The following is a 23,702-nucleotide window of genomic DNA, read 5'->3' as shown; positions in this document are numbered from 1 at the left end:
CCACGCCCCAGCCGCCGTCCCGGTGGGAGCCCGGCCAGCTCCTGAGCACGGTGGAGCGGCGGCCTGCGGGACGGCCAGGGCGCGTCCAACGTCGGAGCGACACGCGGGTCGAGTTATTCCTTGACGCGAATATTCTCCATGGGGAATACTCGTGTTCATGGACGACGATCCCCTCCTGGTCTCACTCACCGCGCTCGCCGATCCGGCGCGCTGGCGGCTGCTCGGCCTGCTGGCCGAGCAGCCCCGCTCGGTCGGCGTTCTCGCCCAGCTGGCGGGCGCGCGCCAGCCGCAGACCACCAAGCACCTCCAGATGCTGGAGCGCGCGGGCGTCGTGACCTCGCAGCGCACCGGACAGCGCCGCATCTACGCCCTGAGGCCCGGCCCTCTGCGCGACCTGGCGGCCGCGCTCGGCCGGCTCGCGGATGGCGCCGACGAACCGGGCGGCCCGCGCGCGACGTTCGAGCGCTACGGGATCGGTCTGGAGGCGGAACGGCTCGCCGCCAAGGACGACGGGTGGGCCGACGGCCGCACGTTCCGGTTCCACCGGCCACTGAGCGGGCGCCCCGAGCTGGTCTGGCGCCACCTCGCGGAGGCCGACCTGCTGGCACGCTGGTGGGCCCCCGACGACCTCCGCGTCTCCCAGCTCGTCTTCGAGGCGCGGCCCGGCGAACGGATCGTCCAGGAGTACCGCGACGCGGAGGACTCCGACGGCACCGCCGCGGTCGCCGGGCGCGCCGAGGGCGTGGTCGAGGACGCACGTCCCGGCGAACACCTCGCCTACCGGCTCTCCCCACTGCTCCCCGACGGCAGCGTCGCCTTCACTGCCCACGTCGACATGGACCTGCGGCCCACCGCCTCCGGCACCGACCTCGACGTCAACTGGCGCATCACCGACAGCACCATCGACTCGGCCGACTTCATGGCCGGCATCGAGATCGGCTACGGCCAGAGCCTCGACAAGCTCGCAGCCGCCCTCGCAGAGGACGCGCACGCGACCGGCAACCCCGCGGACAACACCCCCGACACCACCGAACCCAGGAGCGCGAGATGACAGCGCAAACCGACTGCCGCCGGGTGGTCACCAACATCGCCCTCTCGCTCGACGGCCGCTACGCGGCACCGGACAACCCCCTCGACATGAGCTGGGTGATGCCGTACGCCGTGACGGACGTTGCCCGCGACCACCTCACCGGCCTCTGGGAGACGGCCACGACGGCCCTGCTCGGCCGGGTCAACGCGGAGGGCTTTCTCGGTTTCTGGCCGACCGTCATCGGAATGGAGGGCGTCGACCCGCGCGACGAAGGCTTCGCCAAATGGCTCGTCGACGCCGACAAGGTGGTGCTCTCCTCCACCCTGGACGAAGCCCCGTGGGAGCGGACGACGGTCGTCGACAAGCCCGCGGCCGAGGCGGTGACGGACCTGAGGGGCACTGCGGGCGGCGACATCCTCGTGCTCTCCAGTGCGAGCGTCATCAAGGCCCTGTTGGCGGCCGACCAGGTCGACCGGCTGGCGCTCACGGTCTTCCCGGTCTTCCTCGGCAGCGGCCCCCGTCTCTTCGACGACGGCCTGCCCGCCGCGCAGTGGTCCCTCACCGCCCAGAAGGCGGGCGAGCACGGCACGCTCTCCCTCGTCTACGACCGCGTCCGCCCGTCTCGCGCAGCGGCGGACGGTGCGTAGTCCTCGACGGATATCGAGTTGCAGGGCCGCGCGCGTCTCGTAGGAAGGCAGAGCAAAGACGCGGCCCGGCCCGGCAGACAGCGCGGAGACCGGACGCGCGCCCTGTGCCTTCTCTGCACCGACGCGGCGTGAGTAGTCCGCAGGAGCGTGACTGCGTGGGATCAGTGACGGAACCGAGCGGCCACCGCCCCGATCCGAATCAGGAACTCCGTGATCGCGGCTCCGCCGCTGTCTGGAACGAGGACGAGGTCCCGGGCGTAGACCGTCGCGTCTTCCCACCAGCCGCTCCCCTGTCCGAGCTGCCAACTCCGCTCCGCCATATATTCCTCCCGCGGTCGCTACTGATCGTTCGACTCCGCGCCGTGGGCGTGGCCGCAGGGTCGCTGAACCTCCAGGACGACGGCCGTCCCGGCCACGGATCGGTCCTCATGCATGGTGATCACCTGGCCGGACTCAAGCTGCCGCCACTGCTGAGGGTCAAGGGGCGCGAGTCGAACCGAGGCTCGCCCGCCGGGTTCGAGGAAGGGCGTGCACTCGATCCAGAGCATGGCGATGGCGAGGGCCGGTTCACCGGCTTCGGGCTGATGCTGAGCATCGGGCAGCGGATGCAGGCGTGTTCACTGCAGGTGCTTACGCGGCGGCGCCGTCGGGACGCACCGGGTCGGGGAGGGCGTGCAGGCTCCCGGGCAGAGCGGTGCGGGCACGACGACTGTGGGACGGGGGAAGGGCCCACGCGGCCGGCTTGCGTCCGCGCGGGCCCCTGCCGGATCGGTCAGTGACCGGTGTGACGGCCCGTCGCCTCCAGCGTGATCGCGACGGCCTGCCCGGTGTAGGGCGAGTCCGTACCGATCGTGAGGTCGGCCGTGTAGGTGCCCGCCGCCGGGACCGCACCGGCATCAGCGGTCACGGGGACGGTGACCGCGTGGCCGGGCTTCAGCGTGAACCGCGTCCGAACCTCGGACAGCCAGGACACGTCGTCGCCCTCGCACTGGTCGTACCCCGGCAGGTACTCGGCGCGGACGCCCCCTACGAGGTACGAGCGGACGCTCTGCCCGCCGCCGACCTGGTAGAGCCCGCAGCCGACACCACCTTGGTAGATGGGGTACTTCGAGTCCGGCAGCGCGGACCAGAGCCCGGCGACCGGGTCGTACTCGACCGCAGTCGTATTGGCCATGCTGCCCGAGGTGTAACCCCCGACCACCTGCATCCGGCCGTTCGCGCCGGTCGCGGCGGCGCTCACCGTGGCGGTGGGCATGTCGGTGACGCGCCGCCAGGAGTCCGCGGAGGGGTTGTAGGCATAGGCCGCAGCGGTCAGTCCCGTCTCTTCGGTGGGATCCGCGCCACCGGCGCACACGACCTCACCGGCCAGCCCCGCGCACACCGTGTTGGTCAGCGCCTTCGGGTAATCGGAGACCCTGCTCCAGCGGTCGGAGGCCGGTGTGTACCGGTAGACGGCCTTCGTCCGCTCGGCGCAGTCGTCCACGCAACCCGTGACGACATAGAGCTTGCCGTCCAGTGCCGCCACGCCTGCGGCTTTCACGGCCCGGGGCAGGTTCGCGGCCCGCGTCCACGTGTCCGTGTCCGGGTGGTAGGCCAGCACGGTGGCGCGCGCCGAGGCGTCGCTGCCTTGACCGCCGGCCACGTACAGCGTGCCGTCGACGAAGGCGGACGAGGTGGCGGCCAGGGCCTCCGGCAGATCGGCGATCCGTCGCCACGACCCGACCGCCGGCTCGTACACGTAACCGTGCTTCGTGAGCGTCGCGCCGACGGCCCGGTCGAAACCGCCCACGGAGTAGACCTTGCCGGCGTACGTGCCCACCGCGTTGCTCATGACGGGCTCGGGGTAGTCCGGCAGGCTCGTCCAGGCCGCGTCCCCGGTGGAGTCGCCCGCCTTGCCGGATGTGCTCTGCTCACCGAGGTCCACCTCCACCGGCGCCTTGCCGGTGTTGGTGAAGGTGACCGTCCTGGTGGCCTTGCGGCCGAGCCGGGCGTCGAACGAGACCGCCGGCGTCGCCACCACATGCCCGGCTTCGAGCCCGAGGCCGACCCGGTTGATCCGCCCGGCGGTGATCCTCGCCGCGTGGGTGCCGGTCGCGTAGCGCGGCGCGGAAACGGTCAAGGTGTGCTTGCCCGCGCCCGGAACGAACAGCCAGTAACGGCCGCCGCGGTCGGCAGGGTCGCCGGCGGTCGCCGCACTGTGCCCGGTGGCGTACGGAGCAGCGGGGTCCGTGACCGTTGCACCGTTGACGGGCTTCCTGGTGTTCCCGTCCGTCACGATGCCGGTGACCAGGCCGCCCGTGAGGGCGCTGCATCCGCCGAGCTGGACGCTGTCGGTCTGCCAGACCCCCACTTCGCCCGCCGTGCTGGTGAAGTGGAACCGGATCTGGACCTGAGCTCTGCCCTCGGCCTGCGGCAGCGCGACGGTCTCGTGGCCCGCAGTCATGTCGACCGGGTCGTTGACCGCCTTCCACACGGTGCTCCAGGTCTTCCCTCCGTCGACCGTGACCTCGACGGTCCCGGTGGTGCCGTCGCCCCCGCCGAACATCGAGTCGAAGTCGAGCTGCGCCGTGTGTCCGCGCATGTCGACGACCGGGGATGTGAGGACGGTGTCTTCCGCCGCGAAGTCGTGGGCGAGGGTGTTGGCGGTGGCGAAGTTGCCGCTGCCTCCTGTCATGTTCTCGATGCCCAGCGGCGCGTCGAACTCCCAGCCCGGCGCGGCCGGGTCGGTGCCGGTGACGGTCCAGCCGTCCTTGGCGGTGGTGCCGGTCCAGCCCTCGAAGCCGGTCGCGGCGGCGTTGCCGTAGCCGGGCGCGGCGCAAACCGTCCTGTCGGGCACGGAGGTGACGTTCCGCGTCAGGTCCGAGCCGCCGACCTCGACCGTGAGGTCGGTGGTGTGGTAGCCGGGGTAGAGCGGGGTGGAATGCAGGTGGTACGTCGCGCCTCGCGGGAGGTCGACGGAGTAGGCGCCGGTATCCGGGTCGGTGTAGACGGCACCGCCCGGGTAGCCGTCCACGCTGATCTTGCTGGCGAGCGGCCAACCCTGCTCGCCGCCGTCCGTGACCCTGCCGCTGACCCGGCTGGTGGCGGTCCTGGTCAGGCTCAGGTCGACCGTTGCCCTCTCGCCCTTGGCGATCCCGGTCGCGGGTCCGGTGGCGTCGGCGTAGCCGAACAGCGACGCGGTGACCCGGTAGGTGCCGGTCCGGACGGTCAGGGAGTAGCGGCCGTCGGCGTCCGTGGTCGTACGGAAACTGCGTCCCGTCGCGTCGTCGGCCGCGCGCACCACGGCCCCGGCCAGGGGGCCGTTGTCGGCTCCCCCGGTGATCCGGCCGCTGAAGGTGCCGCTGTCCCCGAGGGTGAGGGCGGACACGCCGTTGGGAGTGCCGAGCCCTGTCGGACCGTCGTAACCGGGACCGGCCGTGCAGGTGATGTCGCCGCAGGTGTCGTTGGCGCCCTGGGTGATGTCGTTGAGGCCGCTGTCGCCGGTGTACGCGTAGGGGTAGGTCACCGGGTAGGTGTGCGCGGCCGGGTCGCCGGCCTGCGCGTACATGGCGGCGACGAGCGGCGCGGAGAGGCTGGTGCCGCCCACCTGCAGCCAGCCGTCACTGCCCACGGTGTCGTATACGCCGAGGCCGGAGGCCGGGTCGGCGACGGCGGAGATGTCGGCGGTGGACCGGGTGTCGCAGCCGGTGTCGATGCCCTCCTGGTAGGCCGGGGTGGCCTCGTAGAGGGAGCAGCCGGAGCCGCCGTCGTCCCAGGCGGCCTCGGTCCAGCCGCGCTCCGTGCCGGGCGTGGCGGTCAGCCTCGTCCCGCCGACCGCGACCACGTTCGGATTCGTCGCCGGCCAGCTCTGCACGTGTCCGGTGTCGCCCGAGGAGACGGTGACGACGACGCCCGGGTGGTCGTAGTAGTGGTCGAAGAGCGCCTGGTCGGTGCCCTCACCGTCGACGCCGTAGGAGTTCGAGACGAACTTGGCACCGAGACGGACAGCCGTCTCGACGCTCGCGCCGAGGTTCTCCAGGGAGTTGTCGTCGGACTGGACCAGCAGGATCTTGCAGCCCGGGCACGCGGCGGATACGGCGTCCAGGTCGAGTGAGGTCTCGGTGGCCCAGCCCTTGTCGTCGGCCGGATAGTCGCTGCCGCCGCGCTGGTCGACCTTGCGGAAGCAGCCGTTGGCCGTCGTGCAGGCCGGGAGGCCGTAGTGCTCGCGGAAGACCGCCAGGTCCTCCTCGGCGCGGGAGTTGCCGAAGGCGTCGACGATGGCGACGGTGCGCCCGTCACCGCCACCGCTCGGCAGCTTGTACGCCGACTGGATCTGCGCGGGTCCCAGTGCGGAGGCCGGCGGGCCGCTCGTCGCGGCGCGAGCCCGCGTGCGCTGGTTCGTGGGGGTGTTCACCACGGACAGACAGCGGGCGTAACCGGTCTTCTGGGCCGGATCGTTGCAGTCCGTGGGGGTGTAGGGACGGACGGTCGGGTCGTCGGCGGCCGTCGTGCCGGCCGCCGGGGTGTTCGTCACCGCGACGGCCGCGGGCGATGCCGACAGCAGGCCCAGGCCGAGGCAGGCCGCGGCGGCGTACGCGAACAGAGTGCGTATGCGCCGGCGGCTGCGGCGCGGTCGGTGGTCGGGTCTGGAACTCACGGGGGACCTTTCGGAGTGGAGCCGGTTTCAGAGGGGTTCGTAGCCGTCCGGATCGGGCGGCGGAAGCTCGGACGGAGGCGGCGGCGCGTACGGGGACGGGCCGGAAAGCGGCGGAGTCGCGGGGACGTCCGGCTCGTGCTCCGCCGCGGAATCAGGGCTGTTCATGGGAAGGGGTGCTCTCGTGCGGTCGCGAGTAGTTGACTGATGCACGAAGTCTGCGACGCCGGTGGGCCGGGCTGCGATGGGGCGGATGCCTCAAAGAACCTCGGACGCGGCGGTGGGGCCTACACCTTGGGGTGCGTCACCGGGTCCGGCGTGAGCCCCGCCTTCGCCGCGCTCACCGCGAGCGCCGTTCGCGTGGTGACCCCGCTCTTGCGCATGGCCGACTTGAGCTGCGCCGCCACGGTCTTCGGCGACCGGGAGAGGGCGGCGGCGATCTCCCTGTTGGTCAGGCCGTTGAGCAGCAGCCGGACGACCTCCGTCTCGCGCGGCGAGAGCCGGTCACCGTAACCGCGCCGCCCCCCGCGCCACACCACCGGTGCCGCCTCGCCCCGGGCGCGCAGCGCCGCCGCGACCCGGTCCGCTTCACCTCGGGCGCCGAGTGTGTCCAGTGCGCGCCGCACACCGTGCAGTTGGGCGATGCCCTGATCGGAGGCACCGGACGCGATACGGCACAGGGCCTCGCGCGCCGCGGCCAGCAGCGCCTCGTACGGGCGCGGGAGTGCCCGCCAGGCCGCGGCGGCGTCCGCCCAGGCGTCGGCCGCCCGGGCGGCGGGCCCGTGCGCCTCGGCGAGGAGGGCCCGGCAGACCAGGGCACCCGCGGCCGCGGCGGGGATGGCGCGGCCGCGGGTGCCCCGGGAAAACGCCTCCGTCAGGCGCTCCGCGTCGTCGGCCCGGCCGGCCGCGAGCAGCGCCTCGGTCCGGACCGGCATGAGTTCGGCCCCGAACACCCACAGGCCCTTCGCGGTCAGGGTGCCGGTCACCCGGTCGGTGGCCGCGAGCGCCCCGCCGACGTCGCCCGCGGTCAGCCGCAGCCGGCCGAGGGCCCCGGCGGGTTCGGCCTGCAGCAGCAGGTCGCCGCCGCGCAGGCCCTCGTCCAGGGCGGTGCCCAGCCGCTCCTCCGCGATGCGGCTGTCACCGGCGGCCAGGTCGTACAGCCCGTGGAGCAGCAGCTTCTCGGCGAGGAAGCGCGGGTCGTCCTCGGACTCCGCGAGGGCGTCCACCCGGGTCGGGTAGTCGTCCCAGCGGCCCTGGAACCAGTCCAGGTGGACCAGGTTGGCGGCCGTCATCATGTGCTGACCGGGTATGTGGTGGCGGCTCGCCTGGTCGAGGGCGCAGGTGAGGAGCCGTCGGGCATCCGCGTAGCGGCCCCAGCTCATGGCACAGGCACCGGAGTTGAGCAGGCCCCGGTTGAGCTGGACGACGTCCCCCGGGGCGACTCGGTCCTCGTCCAGGAGGAAGCCGTCGACGGGCCGCCAGCCGGCCTCCTCACCGAGCTGCAGGAGCGCGGTGGACCAGCTGACGACGTAGAACAACCGTTTCTCCGCGGGTATCGCGCGGTTGATCAGTTCCTCGGCGCGGTCGAGCCAGCGGAGGTGTTCGGTGACGGGCAGCGGGGAGTCCGTCGGTATACCGAGCAGGATCATCGCCCGCGCGGCCTGTGCGGGATCGTCGGCGAGGCCGTCGATCGCCCGCTCGAACTCCTGCTGCGACGCGCGCAGTTCGCCCGCGGCGTGCAGGATCCGGCCGAGCTGCATATGGATGCCGGCCCGGTCCCGTACCGGAAGGTCCTCGCTGGTCAGGCAGTCCCGCAGGGTGCGCACCACTTCGTCCCGGTTGTGGAAACTGCCGTAGGTGTGCAGGGGCACCTTCCGGACGAGCCGGACGATGTCCTGGGCGGGCAGACGGGGGATGGTCAGCAGGTCGTGCACCAGAGCCGCGGCGGCACTCTGGTCGCCCGCGGCGAGTGCCAGGTCGGCGGCCCCCTCGCCGTGGGTGAGCCACCGACCGGTGTCGCCGGCGCAGCGGAAGTGATGGGTGAGCCGGGTCGGCGACGGCTGCGGCTCCGCCTCCAGGGCGGTGCCCGCACGGCCGTGGAGGCGGCCCCGGTTGCGGGCGGTCAAGCCGTCGTAGACAGCCTGGGCGGGGAGGGCGTGCCGGAACGCGAGTCTGCCGTACGGGCCGTCGGTGAGCAGGCCGCACCGGACAGCGGCGTCGGCGGCGGGGCGGGCCCGGTCGGCGGGTAGTCCGGCGACGGCGAACAGCAGCTCCTCGGAGGCGGGTTCACCGAGGACGGCGGCTGCCTCCAGCACCGTGCGGGCATCCGGATCCAGCCGGGCGACGCGCTCGGCGACGGCGTCGCGGATCGTGGGCGGCACGGCGATGTCCGCGAGCGCGTGCCGCACCCACTCGTCCTCGCGGCGCACCAGGTCGGCGCGGTCCCGCAGCAGATGGACGGACTCCTCCAGGGCGAGCGGGAGACCATCGGTGCGGGCGTGCAGGAAGGTGGAGAAGGCCTCGGAGACGTGGTCGTCGTCCAGCATGGACGAGACCAGCTCGGCGGTGTCCGCGACACCCAGGGGGCGCAGGGCCAGGCGGATGTGCGGGGTGCCGGCGGCCTGCCGTGACGTCAGACGCGGCAGCAGGGAGTCGGCGGGAAGGTCCTCGGGGCGGTACGTGAGGACCAGATGGATGGTGCGCACGGGGCGGGTGGTGAGGAACAGCAGGAAGTCGAGGGTGGCGTCATCGGCCCAGTGCAGGTCCTCGATCACCAGGACGCGCACGGCCAGGCGGTCGAGGAGTTCGGCCAGGGCACGCAGCAGGCGGTGCCGGGCGGCACCGGGATCGGTCAGGGGCTCCGGCGCGGGCAGCAGGTCCTCGGCCCACTCGGGAAGCAGCGGGCGCAGCACGCCGGCCAAGGGAGAGAGCCCGAGGCCGGCGGGGCCCTGGGGGCGGCCGTCCCGTACGGCGTCGATGAGCGGCCCGAAGGTGGGAGCCTCACGGAACGGGGGGCAGACGGCGGTCAGCACCCCGCCCGCACTCCGGACCTCCCGGTGCGTCAGTGCCTCCCGCACCAGGCGGCTCTTGCCGACCCCGGCCTCCCCCTCGACCACGACGAGGGCGGCCGGACGCCCGGGGGCCAGCGCGTCGAGCACGTCGCGCAGTTCGCTTTCCCGGCCGACGAAGCGGGGCGGCCGGGGCTGCGGGGAATGATCGGCGCGGGGGTCCGCAGCGCGCGGGGAGGCGCCTTCGGGGGCGCGTACGACCAGGTCCGATGTCGTGTTCCGCTCGACGCCCATCCGCAGTGCCACACTCCCCTCGCCACCGCCCGTTCATTGATCATCCTCGCTCGCCGGGGGCCCTGCGCACCAGAGGGCTCCGCGGATCGGAGTTCGGCCTGGACGCCGCGGGAGGGGCGGCAGAGGTCGAGGATGCCGGGCCAGTCGGTGAGGCCGGGGCCGCCGTCCGTGATCCGGGCGGCAGTGTCCGGCGGTGGCGACGGGGCGGCGGCCCGACGCACCCGGTGTCCGGTGGCTACGTGGTGGACAGCCGCCCGCCGGGGACCGCGATGCCGAGGCTTCGAACGGCCCCTCGGGGTGCCGGGCCGCCCGGGGCCCGGCTGCTCGCGCTGCCGGACGGCCTGGGCAGCGGAGAGGGCGGGGACCGGGCGGCGTCATCCCCGCCCGCCGCCCTCGGCGTGGCGGCGCCCCGCGGATCTCGTCCAGCCGGCCCTCAGTGGTGCGGCGGCTGCCGCGCAAGCGCCTTCCGCAGAGGCGTCGGCATCCCGGCGCCCTTCAGGTGGCGGACCGGCTCGCCAGGTACTCGGTCATGCTCTCACCGGTGAGCGGATAGTAGTCGGAGAGCCTCGCGCCCTCATCGAGGCGGCGGCGTGCGAACGCCTCCCGGTCCTGGTGAAGCAGTGAGTCCTCGGCGAGCGGGATCGCGTTCCGCTGCGGCACGACGACGGCCCCGTCCTCGTCGGCGATGATCAGGTCGCCGGGTGTCACCAGTGAGCCGCCGACCCCGACGGGCACGTTGAACGCGGCCGGGAACAGCTCGGTCTGCGAGGCATAGTGGGGGGTGACACCGGTGCACCAGATGGGCACGCCGAGCGCGCGTACCCGGGCTGCGTCCCGTACCCGTCCGTCCACCACGATCCCGGCGCCGCCGCGCAGCTTGAAGTAGCGCACGAGCATGTCGCCGAGGCAGCCGGTGAAGTGACTGCCCTGGGCCGAGATGACCAGCACGTCTCCCGGCTGGATGGATTCGAGTACGCCCCACAGCGGGGTCTTGCGCTCGATGTCCTCCTGCTCCGCGCCGTTGAAGACGTCCTCCCGCTGGGGAAGGAACTGCAGCGTCACGGCACCGCCGGTGACTTTGACGTCCGGTTCCCGGTGCAACGGCACGGGTCCGTCGATGAACGTGCGGGTGATACCCATCTGGTGCAGCTTGGCACAGGCCGTCGCCGCACTCACGTCCTCCAGCGCGTCCACCATCTGCGGGGTGGGCCGCACGTAGGCGGAGCTGTACACCGGTGCGCGCATCGACTCGTAGACCCCGGCCCCCTCCACCCCGCCGACGCGGGCCTCCACTGCCGACGCCGATTCCTGACTCCCGCTCTGGTGCATGCACGTGCCTCTCCGCGCGCTCACCGCACGCAACGCCAGTGACATCATCGCCTATCGATGGTAGATAACAGCCAATCGATTAGTGCTGTCAATGCGTCAGGAGCCCTCCATGAACAGTGCGTCCGCGAAATCAGCCGACTCCTCGGATGCCACCGGGTGGTTCGAGGCAGCGCGCTTCGGCCTCTTCGTCCACTTCGGCCTGTACAGCCTGGCAGCACGGCACGAATGGGTGCGCAGCCGCGAGTCCATGTCGCAGCAGGAGTACGACCGTTATCTGCACCGGTTCGATCCTGACCTCTTCGACGCCCGCCAACTGGCTCGTACCGCACGGGAGTCCGGGATGCGCTATGCGGTACTGACCGCCAAGCATCATGACGGCTTCTGCCTCTTCGATTCGGCGCTGACCGACTACACGTCGGTGCGCGCGGTGGGCCGCGACCTCGTCCGGGAGTTCGTCGACGCGATGCGCGCCGAAGGACTGCGTGTCGGCCTGTACTACTCACTGCTGGACTGGCATCACCCCGACTTCCCGGTCGACGAGCACCACCCCCTCCGGGACACCCCGGCCCGGCAGGAGCCGCGCGATATGGGGAGCTACCGCGCCTACATGGAGGGCCAGGTACGTGAGCTCCTCACCCAGTACGGGCCGATCGACACCTTGTTCTTCGACTTCACGTACCCGGAGAAGGGGCCGCAGGAGTGGGGGGCGGAGCATCTCCTGGACACCGTACGAACATTGCAGCCGGGCATCCTGGTCAATGACAGGCTCGGCATTCCGGGCGACTACGTCACGCCTGAGCAGTACCAGCCCGACCGGCAGCTGGAGCGCAACGGCGAACCCGTGAGGTGGGAGGCCTGCCACACGCTCAACGGCTCATGGGGCTACGACCGCGACAACCGTGACTTCAAGGATCCGGCGATGCTGGTCCGGATGCTGGTGCAGTCCGTCGCCTGCGGCGGCAACCTCATCCTGAACGTCGGGCCCAACGGGCGGGGCGCCCTGGATCCGCAGGCCGCAGCCACGCTCCGGGCCATCGGCGCATGGACGACACTCCACGCACGGTCCGTGTACGGCGCGGGGCCAAGCTCCTTCGCGCCACCCGCGCACGGCCTGTACACCCAGTCCGGCAACCGCCTGTATCTGCATCTGCCGGCCTGGCCGCTCAAGCACCTTCACCTGCCGGGGCTGGCCGGACACGTGCGCTACGCCCAGTTCCTGCACGACGGTTCGGAGATCCGCTTCCATGAGACGGACGGCGCACGGCACGAGCACAACAACCTCGCACCCCCGAGTCAGCCTCCGGGCACCCTGACCCTGACTCTGCCCATCGCCAGGCCCGATGTGCTCCTTCCGGTGATCGAGCTGGAGCTGGACACGCGTACCGGAACTCAGAGTTGCGGCAGCACCCTTGAAGAAGCAACGAGCCCGCTCTAGCATCAACAATCGATAGACGATAGCCCTGTTGGGAGGCGTGGGTCCGGCCCCGCCTCCACGACATCGCACCATCCCGCCGGGCGAACCGATCCCTCGGGCGCCCGCACCCTCCCGCCGTCTTCCCCTCAGGAATCCACGGCTGGATGCCAGCTATCGATTATTCACGACTACGCAACGGAGCGTGTCCCGATGAAAACAATGTGGCGCCGCGCTTGCGGGCTCACGGTGGCTCCCCTGGTGATGGTCTCGGCCGTCGCCTGCGGGGGCGGGTCCGACCAGGCGTCGGAGGGCACGACCCTCCGCGTCATCGTGAACATCACCCCGAACCTGACGGAGAAGTTCTGGAACGACCTCTTCGACGGGTACGAGAAGGATCACCCCGGTGTGAACGTCAAGCTCGAACTGACCGGCACCATCTCGGCGGACGCGAAGCTGAGGCAGGACCTGGCCGCGGGCGATCCCCCGGACGTCGCGCAGCAGATCACGCCTACGGCCGACACGGCATCGCTCTTCGCGGACCTGTCCGACCAGCCCTGGACCAGGAAGACTCCGCTGGCCGACCAGTACGCCGTCGACGGCAAGCACTACGTGGTGGGTGTGGGCGAGCAGATACAGTCGCTCGTCTTCTACAACAAGGCCGCCTTCACGAAGGCGGGGCTCGACGCGACACGGATCAGGACGATGGCGCAGTTCACGTCCGCCATGGGCAAGTTGAAGGACGCCGGCTACAAGCCGCTGCAGACTGCCGGGCAGTGGGTCACGGGGTCCCAGTTCTCGATGATGGCCGACGCGGGTGTGCTCACCGCCGATCCCGAGTGGACGGTCAAGCGCACCCAGGGCAAGACCTCATTCGCCGAGAGCGGATACACGTCCTACCTCGATCACTACAAGAGCTGGATCGACAACGGCTACCTGGACAAGAGCGCACTCGGCCTCACCTACGCGGACGGCCAGACGGCGTTCCTGAATGGCAAGTCCGCGATGTACATCATGGGCTCGTTCTTCGTGCCCGCCGCGGATGCCGCGAAGAAGAGCGACGACATCGGAGTGTTCCCCATGCCGACCGACGGGACTTACCCGTCCGGTCAGTTCGGCAACATCTCGAACCCGTACGTCGTCGTGAACAAGTCCCGTCACAAGGCCGAGGCGATCGAGTTCGTGAAGTGGGCGACCACCGATCCGGAGGCCATCAAGAGCCAGCTCGCCTCCGACGGCAACCTCCGCGAGGGCTTCACCTACCCGACGTCCAGCCTCGGCACCTCCGTGCAGCAGATCCTCGACAAGGCGCCGTCGGTGATCGTGAAGTCCGGACAGAGGCAGCCGATCGCCGGCTTCAGCGACGAGCTCAACAAGCAGATCCAGTCCCTGTACACAGGCGCTTCCCCCGAGGACGTGGCCGGCGGATTGGACAAGTGGTGGAACTCGCAGAGCTGACCGCAGGGGGCGACCGGCAGGCGCGGCGCCGGGCAAGAGTGCGTGAGTCGGCCGTTTCCTTCGCGATGATGGGTCCTGCCGTCCTCCTGTACACGGTGATGACGGTCGTTCCGGTGGGCGTCGCGGTCTATCTCAGTCTCACCGACTGGGACGGGTTCTCCCAGGCCGCGTTCATCGGGCTGGACAACTACGCGCACCTGTTCGACGACCCGAGTTCGTCGGACGCCTGGTACGTGACAGCGCTGATCGCCGCGGTCGGCACCGTCCTGATGGTGGGCCTGGGGCTCGTGTACGCGCTGGCGCTCAAGGGCCGTTCGCGCGCGAACTCCTTCTACCGGGCCGTCGCCTACTTCCCCCACGTCATCAGCGCGCTGATCCTCGGATACCTGTGGGCGGCGATCCTCGGCACCAACGGCGCCATCAACAACACGCTGGCCAAGTTCGGCATCGAGCCGCTCGGGTTCCTCTTCGACGAGCAGTTCGCGCTGATCTCGCTGATCGGCGTGATCGTGTGGGCAGGGTTCGGCTTCAACGTCGTCCTGTTCGTCGCCGCGCTGCAGACGGTGCCGGCGGAGCTGCTGGAGGCGGCGGCGATCGACGGCGCGTCCAAGCGGCAGATCAATCTGCGGATCGTGATCCCGATGATCGCGCCCGTGGTGACCGTGGCGACGGTGCTGAACCTGGTGGGTCTCGTCCGGGCCTACGACATCGTGGTCAGCCTCACCGGCGGGGGTCCCGCCGGGTCGACGCAGACCTTCACCTATCTCATTCTCGCCCGGTCCTTCGAGGGCACCAAGGTCGGATACGCGACCGCGCAGGCGGTGTTCCTGATGGTGGTCTCGGCGGTGCTCGCCCTCGTCGTAACGGCGCTGCGCAACCGCCAGGACCAGGCCGCGACAGGAAGTTAGGAGCCGTTGGTGGTCGTACTGGAAGCAGAGGTCCGCGACAGGCCGCAGGCCGCGTCGGCCCAGGGCGGGGAGGGACCGGGCACGAAGCGCGGGGAGCCTCGCTCGCCCGGACGGTGGGTGCTGCTCGGGGTGCTGTTCGTCGTCATGATCGTGCCGGTGTACCTGCTGGTGGTGAACGCCTTCAAGTCGCAGCAGGACATCCTCGACAACCCCTTCTCCATCCCGCTGGGCGGGATGACTTTCGAGCACATGTCAGCCGCGATCAGCAGTCCACAGTTCAACGTCATCGACGGCTACGGCTTCACGCTGTTCATCGTCGTGCTCGTCGACGTGCTGTGCATCCTGCTTGCCGGCCCCGCCGCGTACGCGATCGCACGCAGCCTCAAGCGGCGGACGCAGCTGGTTCTGCTGTACTTCCTGGCCGGAACGTTCATTCCGGGCGCCGCCGTGATCATCCCGGTGATCTACGTACTGCGCGAGATCGGGCTGGCGAACACCGTGACCGGCCTGGTCGCGCACGACGTGGCGTCCACTCTGCCGGTGAGCATCTTCTTGTTCGTCGGCTTCATCCGCACCATTCCGGTGGACATCGACCATGCGGCGACGATCGACGGTGCGGGCCGCTTCCGCACATTCTGGGCCATCGTGTTCCCCCTGATGCGCCCTGCGGTGGTCACCGTGCTCATCCTCAACTCGATAGGGATCTGGAACGACTTCATCTCTCCGCAGATCCTGCTCAGCCCGTCCTCGGGGCACTACACCGTGACCACGGCGGTCTACGCCGGCATCAGTCAGTACTCGACAGACCTGACGAAGGTCTTCCCCAACCTCCTGCTCGCCATCGCCCCCGTCGTCATCTTCTTCATCTACATGCAGCGCCACATCATCAGCGGTCTCACCGTCGGCGCCGTGAAGGGCTGACCCGACCCGCGTCGCCCGTCCCGTCCCAGAGAGAGCCGAGAAAGGACCACGTGTGCTGAGAGACCCGAAACGACGGTCCCGTGGAGGACCGTGGACCGCTGCCGCCCTCGTTGCTTCGCTGGCCATGGTCGCGGTGGGGCACCCCGCCGCCGCCCACCCGGTCACGTCCAAGGCGGGACACACCTATTACGTGTCACCGTCCGGCCGCGACACCGCGGACGGGAGGAGTGACAGTTCCCCGTTCCGGCACATCCAGAAGTGCGCCGATGTGATGGTGCCGGGCGACACGTGCCTGGTCCTGTCCGGCACGTACGCGGAGACGGTCGTGCCCGCGCGTTCCGGCACCGCCGAACTACCCGTCTCCTATCGCGCCGCCCCCGGCGCGAAGGTGACGGTGAGCGGCGCCTCCAGGATCGGCGGCTTCGAGCCGGTCACCGCCGCGGATGTCGCCGAGATCGCCGCGAGGGATCCGTTCGCCGTCGGCTCGCGGTTCAGCGACGCCGTGGCGGACGGGCACGTGTACAGCACCGGCGCCGACCTCGGGCCGGACGTGACCACGGTGCAGGTGTTCACCGACGGGAGGATGGGCGTCGAGGCCCAGTGGCCCTATCCCGGCCTCGACCCGCTCGCTCCCTCACTCCAGTACGCCGGTGCGGGCAGCGCCGACGCCACCGTCGCCGACACGGATCTGACTCGTCCTGCGGGATACTGGGACGGCGCGCGGGCCCTGACCGGCTACTGGTACGTGTCGGCCACGACCACGGTCAAGAGCTCCGCCGTCGGCTCGGTGACGCTGGACGCGGCACCGCCGTGCGTCCACAAGATCGTCCCCGAGGAGACCCGGTACGCGCTCTCCGGGAAGATCGGCGAACTCGCGCATCCGGGCGAGTGGTTCTACGACCCGACGGCGAAACGCCTGTACGTCTACAGCACGGACGATCCGGACACCCACACCGTCGAGGCCAAACGGCGCACCCTGGGCTTCGACCTGACGGGCACCTCTCACACGACGGTCGAGGGCATCGGTCTGTTCGCGGCCACCATCGCCACGGGCCCCTCCAGCACGGGCGTCACTCTGGACGGCATCAACGGCCGGTACCTTTCGCACTACACGGACATCACCCGGGGCGCGACGGACTGCGGCAGTACGGTGACGCGGGGCGTCGGCGACACGGGCATCGTCCTCGACGGCACCCGGAACAAGATCGTGAACAGTGATCTGTCGCTGAGCGCCGGAAACGGGATCGCGCTCCGCGGACAGAACAACACAGCCACCGACAACGTCATCCACGACGTCGACTACATGGGCACCTACGCGGCGGGCATCGCCGTGCAGGGCAACAGTCAGACGGTCACGCACAACACCATCTCCCGGGTCGGCCGCAGCGGCATCAACCTCCAGTGGAACGAGGTCTCCGGGCTCACCCCGGGCAAGGACCTGATCGCGTACAACGACATCTCGGGGTACGCCCGCATGAGCCTGGACGTCGCCGCGATCTACACCTGTTGCAGCGCCTGGATGATGGGCACCTCGATCGACCACAACGTGCTCCACGACCCGGCTCCGGCCACCACCTCCACCACCTTCGGGATCTCGGGCGTATACGCGGACAACGGCCAGAGCGACCTCGTGATCGCGAACAACGTGGGCTGGGGCAACCGGGAGGGAACGGTGATGCTCAACGGTCTGGGTACGGGATCGCACGACAACGGCGTCTACAACAACACCGGCGGGATGACGCTGTTCTACGTGAAGGAGCCGGGGCAGTCGACCGGTACGAAGATCTACAACAACCTCGGGACGATCCGGGGCTTGACCGGCGCCACCGACGGCGGGCTCGTCCTCTCCCACAACCTCCCCCCGGAGACCGACCCGCTGTTCGTCGACGCGGCCGGCCACGACTACCGGCTCACCGTCGGCTCACCGGCGCGGAGTCAGGCGCTCGCGCTGCCAGGGATCAACGACGGCTCCACGGATGCGGTGCCGAGCCTGGGCGCCTACCAGTACGGCGCCCCCAAGTGGACTGCGGGCGCCCGCCGGTAGACCGCTGCCGGCATGTGTGCGGGCCCGGTCCGGATGTCCCGGACCGGGCCCATGGCTGTGCGTTCAGCTGGGCTTCGGCCCGCTCTTCCTGGACGTCGTGCGCTTCGCCGCGGTGGCCTTCCTGGCCGGCCGCTTCGTTTCCCGTGCGTCGGGAACGGGCCCCCGGCCGGCAGCGTGGTCGGCGAACGCCTCTGCCGCCTTGGCGGGCTCTCCGGACCTCAACAGGCCGACGAGACGGCCGTGTTCCTCGGCCATGGCGCGCCGGTCACCGTCGAAGAGCGGATCGGAGATGGCCCGCAGGGTGCGCAGACTCGGCTCGATGACCTCCCACATGCGGGCCAGGAACGGGTTGCCCGCGAACCGGCTGACCAGGGTGTGGAACTCGATGTCGGCGTCGCGGAAGCTGCTGACGTCGTTCGTGGCGACCGCCTCCTGCATCCTTGCGACCTGTGCGTCGAGTTCGGCGAGCTGGTCCTCGGTGATGTGCTCGGCGGCGAGCCGCGCGGCCAGGCCCTCCAGTGGTTCGCGTACCTGGCGCGCGTACTCCGCGTCCCGCGAGGAGATCTCGACGACGAAGTGGCCGCGGCGTGGGACGTGCGTGAAAAGGCCCTCACGGGCCAGCCTCTTGACCGCCTCACGCACCGGGGCCTGGCTCACACCGAGCCGCCGGGCGATCTCGGATTCGACGACGCGGTCGTTCGGCGCGAGATCACCCTCGACGACGGCCTGGCGCAGCAGGTCGTACACCTGGTCCGAGATCAGGGTCTTGCGGAACCGGTCCTTGTTGGTGGCCAGTGTGGAGACGAACCCACCGGACGCATGTGGTGCCATGATTTCCCAATCCTGCATTGGGGCACGTCAGTTGCGACATAATACGCGCCCGTCCTCCCTCGATGGGGTCACACCGAGGATTCCAGCCGATCGGCCAGCCACTCCAGTTTGGCCACCTCGTGGGCGGCCCCGCCGCCTTCGTGGTCGTTGTACGGATACACCCGTATCTGCTTGTCGGACTGGCCCACGTTCCCTTGGGCGCCGTAGTGGTTGAACGCCGCGTACACCGTGGAGGGCGGGCAGATACGGTCCATCAGGCCGACGGAGAACAGGGTCGGCGCGTTGGCCCTCCGGGCCAGGGCGGCCCCGTCGAAGTAGGACAGGGTGCGGGCCACCGTTGCCGCGTGCTCCCGATGCCGCTTCACGAACCGGGTGACCTCGTCGTACGGAGGCATGTCGGTGAGCGTCGTGGCGCGCGGGAAGTGGCACAGGAACGGCACGTCCGGCATGACGGCCACGAGGTCGGGGACCAGACCCGCGGCGGCGAGTGTGATGCCGCCGCCCTGGCTGGTTCCGGTGACCACGACGCGGGCCGGATCGACGTCCGGGTGCGTGCGCGCCGCGGCCACGGCCCGCACCGCGTCGGTGTAGAGGCGCCGGTAATAGTAGCGACGCGGGTCGAGGACGCCGCGGGTGAGGAAGCCGGGCGCCGCGATGTCGCCGGTCGCCGGGTCGGCGTCGGGGGTCTCGGCGCCTTGGCCGCGGGTGTCCATGACGAAGTGCGCGTAGCCCGCATCCGCCCACAGGCGCGTCTCGTGGGGCGCTCCCCGCCCGGTGCCGTAACCCAGGTACTCCACGACGGCCGGCAGTGGGCCGGTGCGGGTCACCGGCAGGTGGAGCCAGCCGCGTACCGGGTGGCCGCCGTAGCCCGCGAAGGTCACGTCGAAGGTGTCGATCGTGACGAGCCCGTTGGCCACCGGTTCATACGAGACCGCGAGGTCGATGTCGTCGTGGCGGGCCAGGGTCTCCCGCCAGAAGGCGTCGAAGTCGTCCGGCTCGGCAAGAGCCGGCCGGTAACGCTCCAGCTGGTCCAGGGGAAGGTCGAATTGTGCCATGAACATCTCCGCAGAGGTCGGGGCCCGCTCTCGACTACGCCGAGCCGGGTCGCTGATCATCGCCTATCGATCATCGAGGGAATCGAATCAGGGGCGTTCGAGCACTGTCAACCGGGCGCACGCTCAGCTGTCGAGTCCGTACACGCGGGCCGGGGTCGTACGCAGGATGCGAGCGCGCTGGTCGTCCGTCAGGTGGGCCAGGCCGAGCCGGGACATCGCGAGCGATTCGGCGCGAGAGCCCCTGGGCAGGCAGATCGGCCAGTCCGAGCCGATGAGACAGCGGTCCGGGCCGAGGGTGTCGACGACGTGCCGCACCATGTGCGCGACTCGTTGCGGCGGTGCGCCGTGCTGCTGGGTGAGCAGTCCGGAGATCTTCACCACCACACCGGATACGCCGGCCGCGCGCTCGATGTCGCGGTACCACTCCCCCACCTCGGGTGTGCGAAGGTGCGGGGGATTGCCCAGATGGTCGACCACGACTCTCAACTCCGGGTGCCGGGCCGCAGCTTCGGCCGCCGCTCCCAACGCCCCCTGATGCAGGTTGAGCTGGAGCACCACGCCTTCGTCGGCCAGTACGGGAACGAGCGCGCGGGCTGCCTCGGGGGTGTCCGTCCAGGAGGTTCCGCCGAGTCGCATCCCGTTCGGACGTGAGGCACCCCACGCGTGCAGCAGGGAACGGAACGGGCCGGCCCCGTCGGAGCCGTGGACGTGCAGGTTGGCCACGTATCCGGCGACCAGATCCGGGCGGCGCAGGCGCAGTCGGCGCAGTGCGGACGTCTCGCCCACGTCTCCGCGCGACGCCTCGACGAGGATCGCGCCGACCAGGCCGATGCCGGCGCCCGATCGGTCCAAGTCGCCTTCGCCGAAGACGCGATGGTGCTCACTGCCGGGCTTGATCCAGGGGAATCCCCGTCCCGGATCCCACAGGTGGACGTGGCAGTCGATCACGGTGCGCCTCCTCCTCCAGCGGGCGGGCTGCTCCTGAGTATTGACACGCCCGCTCCCCGCCGGTGAGTCTAACCATCGGCTATCGATGGGCGATTATTCAATCCTTACGTGACGAGGGAGCAGGTGTTCTCGATGCTCAGCCCTGAGCGGACCGGCGGCACACATACAGGAGATGAGGCACAGGGCCCTCTGCTGCACGCGACCCGGACCATCACCGACGTCCCTCGATGGGCCGAGCTGGAGCGGCAGTTGTTCGCCCTCCAGGACAAAGCCTGGCGGCTCTTCGCCGACCGCTACACCGAGGGGGACGGCCGTCTCGTCTTCCGCGACACGCTCGGCCGCGGACTGGACGGCCGGGACGGCGTGGACGACTTCTACGAGCCGTTCTTCAACTGGCCGATGCTGTATGTGCTCGGCGGCAGTACGGATCTGCTGCCGGCCGCACGGCGGCACTGGAGCGGTGTCACCGCCCAGCTCACCGAGATGGGCATGCTCGTCGACGGCCTGGAGCGGGGTTACGACTGGTTCCACCAGGGCGAGGGCCTGCTCCTCTTCTACGGTCTGTGCCTGGCGGATCCGGGCGACGAGGAGCTGCGCCGGCTCGCCCTGCGATTCGCCGACTTCTACCTTCCGGGCGGACCCAACTACGACCCGGAGAACCGGGTGCTGCGCGCCCCGCACAACGGTTCGACGGGGCCACGGTTCGGGTTCAGTGACGAGGAGCCGTACTTTCCCTGGAGCCCCGCCCTGCGCCCGTACGGGATGCCGCTGGACGGGGTCGACGACCTCGCGTCCTTCGAGGACCTGGAGGCGTCCGAGGAGCGTGCCCGCGTGTACGGCCGGGCGATGTGGGAGCGGATGGGCCGCGGTGACACGATCGTGAACCTCGCGGCCACGGGGCTCGCGACCCACGCGTTCCTGCTCAGCGGCGAGCAGCGCTACGCGGACTGGGTGGCCGAATACGTCGGCGTGTGGCGGGAGCGACTCGCCGGCCGTGAGGTCGTGCCCGACAACGCGGGCCTGAACGGCGTGGTGGGCGAGTACCTGGACGGCCGCTGGTACGGCGGCCATTACGGATGGTCGTGGCCGCACGGCCTCTCCCCCGTCGGCAGCGCCACCGTCATCGGCGCGGCCAACGCGACCCTCGTCACAGGGGACCGCGGGTTTCTGGAACTCGCCCGCAATCCGCTCGACGCCGTGATGTCCCACGCCGAGCAGCGCACCGCGAACGAGATGGGAACGCTGGGAGAGCGCTGGGAGCCGCACCTGCGGTCCATGGAGGCCGAGCGCACGCTCATGGTCCCCCAGCGGCACAACGACTCCGGCTGGTTCGACTACACGGTCATGCCGGGTCAGCTTCCGCTGGCGCTCTGGCACTTCAGCCGCGAGGAGGCCGACCAGGACCGGATCGAACGGCTTCGGTCGGCCTCCAACTGGGACTGGACGGCCGTGCACACCCAGCGCATCAAGGACGAGGCGGGCCATGAGGAGCCTTGGTACGAGTTCCTGCGCGGACGGAACCCGCGGTATCCCGAGCAGATGCTGCGCAGCGCCCTGGCGAGCTGCGCCGAGCGCATGGAAGCCATCGAGCACGACACCGTCGACCCGGAGGTCGGCCCCGGCGCGCTGGACATCCACCACTGGCAGCACCTCAACCCGGTGGTGACCGAAGCCCTGTTGCAGCTGACCACCGGCTCCCCGCAGGTGCTCTACAACGGTGGCACAGCCCACCTGCATGTGCGCTACCACGACGCGGACGCCCGCCGTCCCGGTCTTCCGCCGGACGTCGCGGCGCTCGTCTCGGACATCCGCCCGGAGCACACGGTGGTGGAGCTGGTGAACCTCGGCGGCGCGGCGCGATCCCTGCTGGTCCAGGCGGGTTCGTTCGCCGAGCACCATGTCGGAGCCGTCCGCGTGGACGACGGCCCCGCGCAGCCGGTCGGCGGACCGTACTTCCGCGTCCGCCTCCCCGGGAACGCGCGGATCCGGCTGACCCTGACCATGACCCTGCGCGCGGGCCGCGCGGCCTGCGCCTCACCGTGGGAGACGGCATGACCGACCGGCCGGCAGCGACCCGGCTGCCCTTCGCCCTCCCCCGCCTGGGTCTGGGCACGGCTCCCCTGGGCGGACTGTTCGAGGACGTCGGCGACGAGGAAGCCGCCGCGACCCTCAAGGCGGCTGCCGAGGGCGGAATGTCGTACGTCGACACCGCTCCCCGCTACGGACACGGCCTCGCCGAGCGGCGCCTCGGCCGACTGCTTCCCGCCTCGGCCGACGCCGCCCCGGTGATCTCCACCAAGACGGGCTGGCTGCTGCGTCCCCGGCCGGACGGATCGCCCGGAGAGGTGATCACCGACTGGACCGAGCGCGGTATCCGGGAGTCCCTGGAGTCGAGTCTGGCCCGCCTCGGCCGCTCCAGCGTCGACATCCTCTATCTCCACGACCCGGACGACTACCCGGACGACATCCGCCGCACCGCCTATCCGGCGGTGCGCAGACTGCGCGAGGAGGGCCTGGTCAAGGCCATCGGGTTCGGCATGAACCACAGCGCTCCGCTCGCGTCGTACGTGGCGGAGTTCGAGGTCGACGTCGTACTGATCGCGGGCCGCCTCTCGCTCCTCGACCACGAGGCGCTTCCCGAACTGCTGCCGCTGTGCGCGAGGACGGGTACCTCGGTGGTCGTCGGGGGCGTCTTCAACACCGGACTGCTGGCCGACCCGGCACCCGGTGCCATGTTCAACTACCGGCCGGCTCCCACTGCCGCACTGGAGCGGGCGCGGCAGTGCCGCGAACTGTGCGCCGAATACGAGGTGCCGCTCGCCGCGGCAGCGATCCAGTTCCCTCTGTTGCACGGCGCCGTGGGCTCGGTCGTCCTCGGGTGCCGTTCGGCGGCAGAGGTCACGGAGAACGTGGCGGCGGCCCGGTTCCCCATCCCGGACGAGCTGTGGAAACGGTTGGCGAGGGCGGGATTCGTCCCGGAACGAATGCTGGAGGAGCGCGTCGGGTGACACGAGAGGCCGGGCGGTTGCCCGGCCGGCACCTGGTCGACGCCGGACATGCGACCGAGCGAGAGAGAGTGGCCGAGCTGTACGGCAACGAGGGCGCGTCGCTTGCACCGCTCGCAGAGAGCGGGGGGGCCGTCCGCCGGGGTGGCCCGATAGCGGGCGTCGGCGGCATCGCGGCAG

Annotated in this window: 15 protein-coding genes; 9 read left to right on the top strand and 6 right to left on the bottom strand. The window is 70.6% G+C overall.

Going from position 1 to position 23,702, the window contains the following annotated elements; genetic code table 11:
- Positions 1 to 157 precede the first annotated feature (157 nt).
- Positions 158 to 1,051: a metalloregulator ArsR/SmtB family transcription factor gene (locus ACZ6C6_RS08830; protein ID WP_469200533.1), complete on the top strand. Its 894-nt coding sequence runs from the start codon at positions 158 to 160 to the stop codon at positions 1,049 to 1,051.
- Positions 1,048 to 1,677 (top strand): dihydrofolate reductase family protein, encoded by a 630-nt coding sequence (locus ACZ6C6_RS08825; protein WP_469200531.1) that lies wholly within the window; start codon positions 1,048 to 1,050, stop codon positions 1,675 to 1,677. Before ACZ6C6_RS08830 ends, ACZ6C6_RS08825 begins: the two co-directional genes overlap by 4 nt.
- 772 nt (positions 1,678 to 2,449) lie before the next feature.
- Here ACZ6C6_RS08825 and ACZ6C6_RS08820 read toward each other — a convergent pair.
- The 3 genes from ACZ6C6_RS08820 to ACZ6C6_RS08810 form a co-directional block, all read right to left on the bottom strand.
- Positions 2,450 to 6,313 carry a carboxypeptidase regulatory-like domain-containing protein gene (locus tag ACZ6C6_RS08820; RefSeq protein ID WP_469200529.1) on the bottom strand — a complete coding sequence of 1,288 codons (3,864 nt, stop codon included), beginning with the start codon at positions 6,311 to 6,313 and terminating at the stop codon, positions 2,450 to 2,452.
- Positions 6,314 to 6,597: 284 nt separating this feature from the next.
- Positions 6,598 to 9,624, bottom strand: a complete 3,027-nt coding sequence (locus ACZ6C6_RS08815; RefSeq protein WP_469200527.1) for an ATP-binding protein — start codon at positions 9,622 to 9,624, stop codon at positions 6,598 to 6,600.
- A 483-nt stretch (positions 9,625 to 10,107) separates the two neighbouring features.
- Entirely contained in the window at positions 10,108 to 10,941 is an 834-nt protein-coding gene (locus tag ACZ6C6_RS08810) for an RraA family protein (RefSeq protein ID WP_469200525.1), read from the bottom strand.
- A gap of 109 nt (positions 10,942 to 11,050) precedes the next feature.
- On the opposite strand from ACZ6C6_RS08810, the gene ACZ6C6_RS08805 reads away from it, so the two are divergent.
- The 5 genes from ACZ6C6_RS08805 (at position 11,051) to ACZ6C6_RS08785 (ending at position 17,683) form a co-directional block, all read left to right on the top strand.
- Positions 11,051 to 12,376 (top strand): alpha-L-fucosidase, encoded by a 1,326-nt coding sequence (locus ACZ6C6_RS08805; protein WP_469200523.1) that lies wholly within the window; start codon positions 11,051 to 11,053, stop codon positions 12,374 to 12,376.
- 189 nt (positions 12,377 to 12,565) lie between these two features.
- Positions 12,566 to 13,810 (top strand): ABC transporter substrate-binding protein, encoded by a 1,245-nt coding sequence (locus ACZ6C6_RS08800; protein ID WP_469200521.1) that lies wholly within the window; start codon positions 12,566 to 12,568, stop codon positions 13,808 to 13,810.
- Positions 13,789 to 14,718 carry a carbohydrate ABC transporter permease gene (locus tag ACZ6C6_RS08795; RefSeq protein WP_469200519.1) on the top strand — a complete coding sequence of 310 codons (930 nt, stop codon included), beginning with the start codon at positions 13,789 to 13,791 and terminating at the stop codon, positions 14,716 to 14,718. The genes ACZ6C6_RS08800 and ACZ6C6_RS08795 overlap by 22 nt, the downstream gene beginning before the upstream one ends.
- A gap of 9 nt (positions 14,719 to 14,727) precedes the next feature.
- Complete coding sequence (locus ACZ6C6_RS08790; protein ID WP_469200517.1) at positions 14,728 to 15,639, top strand: carbohydrate ABC transporter permease; 912 nt, start codon at positions 14,728 to 14,730, stop codon at positions 15,637 to 15,639.
- Positions 15,640 to 15,691: 52 nt separating this feature from the next.
- Complete coding sequence (locus ACZ6C6_RS08785) at positions 15,692 to 17,683, top strand: right-handed parallel beta-helix repeat-containing protein (protein WP_469200515.1); 1,992 nt, start codon at positions 15,692 to 15,694, stop codon at positions 17,681 to 17,683.
- Between the two features lie 63 nt (positions 17,684 to 17,746).
- Here the strand turns inward: ACZ6C6_RS08785 and ACZ6C6_RS08780 are convergent, their stop codons facing one another.
- The 3 genes from ACZ6C6_RS08780 to ACZ6C6_RS08770 form a co-directional block, all read right to left on the bottom strand.
- Positions 17,747 to 18,514: a GntR family transcriptional regulator gene (locus tag ACZ6C6_RS08780; protein WP_469200513.1), complete on the bottom strand. Its 768-nt coding sequence runs from the start codon at positions 18,512 to 18,514 to the stop codon at positions 17,747 to 17,749.
- Positions 18,515 to 18,582: 68 nt separating this feature from the next.
- On the bottom strand, positions 18,583 to 19,569 hold the full coding sequence (locus ACZ6C6_RS08775; RefSeq protein WP_469200511.1) for an acetylxylan esterase: 987 nt from the start codon (positions 19,567 to 19,569) through the stop codon (positions 18,583 to 18,585).
- A 123-nt stretch (positions 19,570 to 19,692) separates the two neighbouring features.
- On the bottom strand, positions 19,693 to 20,517 hold the full coding sequence (locus tag ACZ6C6_RS08770) for an amidohydrolase family protein (RefSeq protein WP_469200509.1): 825 nt from the start codon (positions 20,515 to 20,517) through the stop codon (positions 19,693 to 19,695).
- A gap of 108 nt (positions 20,518 to 20,625) precedes the next feature.
- Here ACZ6C6_RS08770 and ACZ6C6_RS08765 point away from each other — a divergent pair, with 108 nt between their 5' ends.
- Complete coding sequence (locus ACZ6C6_RS08765) at positions 20,626 to 22,572, top strand: DUF8034 domain-containing protein (protein ID WP_469200507.1); 1,947 nt, start codon at positions 20,626 to 20,628, stop codon at positions 22,570 to 22,572.
- The gene (locus ACZ6C6_RS08760) at positions 22,569 to 23,525 is read left to right on the top strand and encodes an aldo/keto reductase (protein WP_469200505.1); all 957 of its coding nucleotides are present in this window, start codon (positions 22,569 to 22,571) and stop codon (positions 23,523 to 23,525) included. The genes ACZ6C6_RS08765 and ACZ6C6_RS08760 overlap by 4 nt, the downstream gene beginning before the upstream one ends.
- Positions 23,526 to 23,702 lie beyond the last annotated feature (177 nt).

It is taken from the genome of Streptomyces sp. NPDC041814, assembly GCF_055590565.1.
The sequence above is the reverse complement of the archived record's forward strand: the minus strand, read 5'-3'. Positions and strand labels throughout refer to the sequence as shown.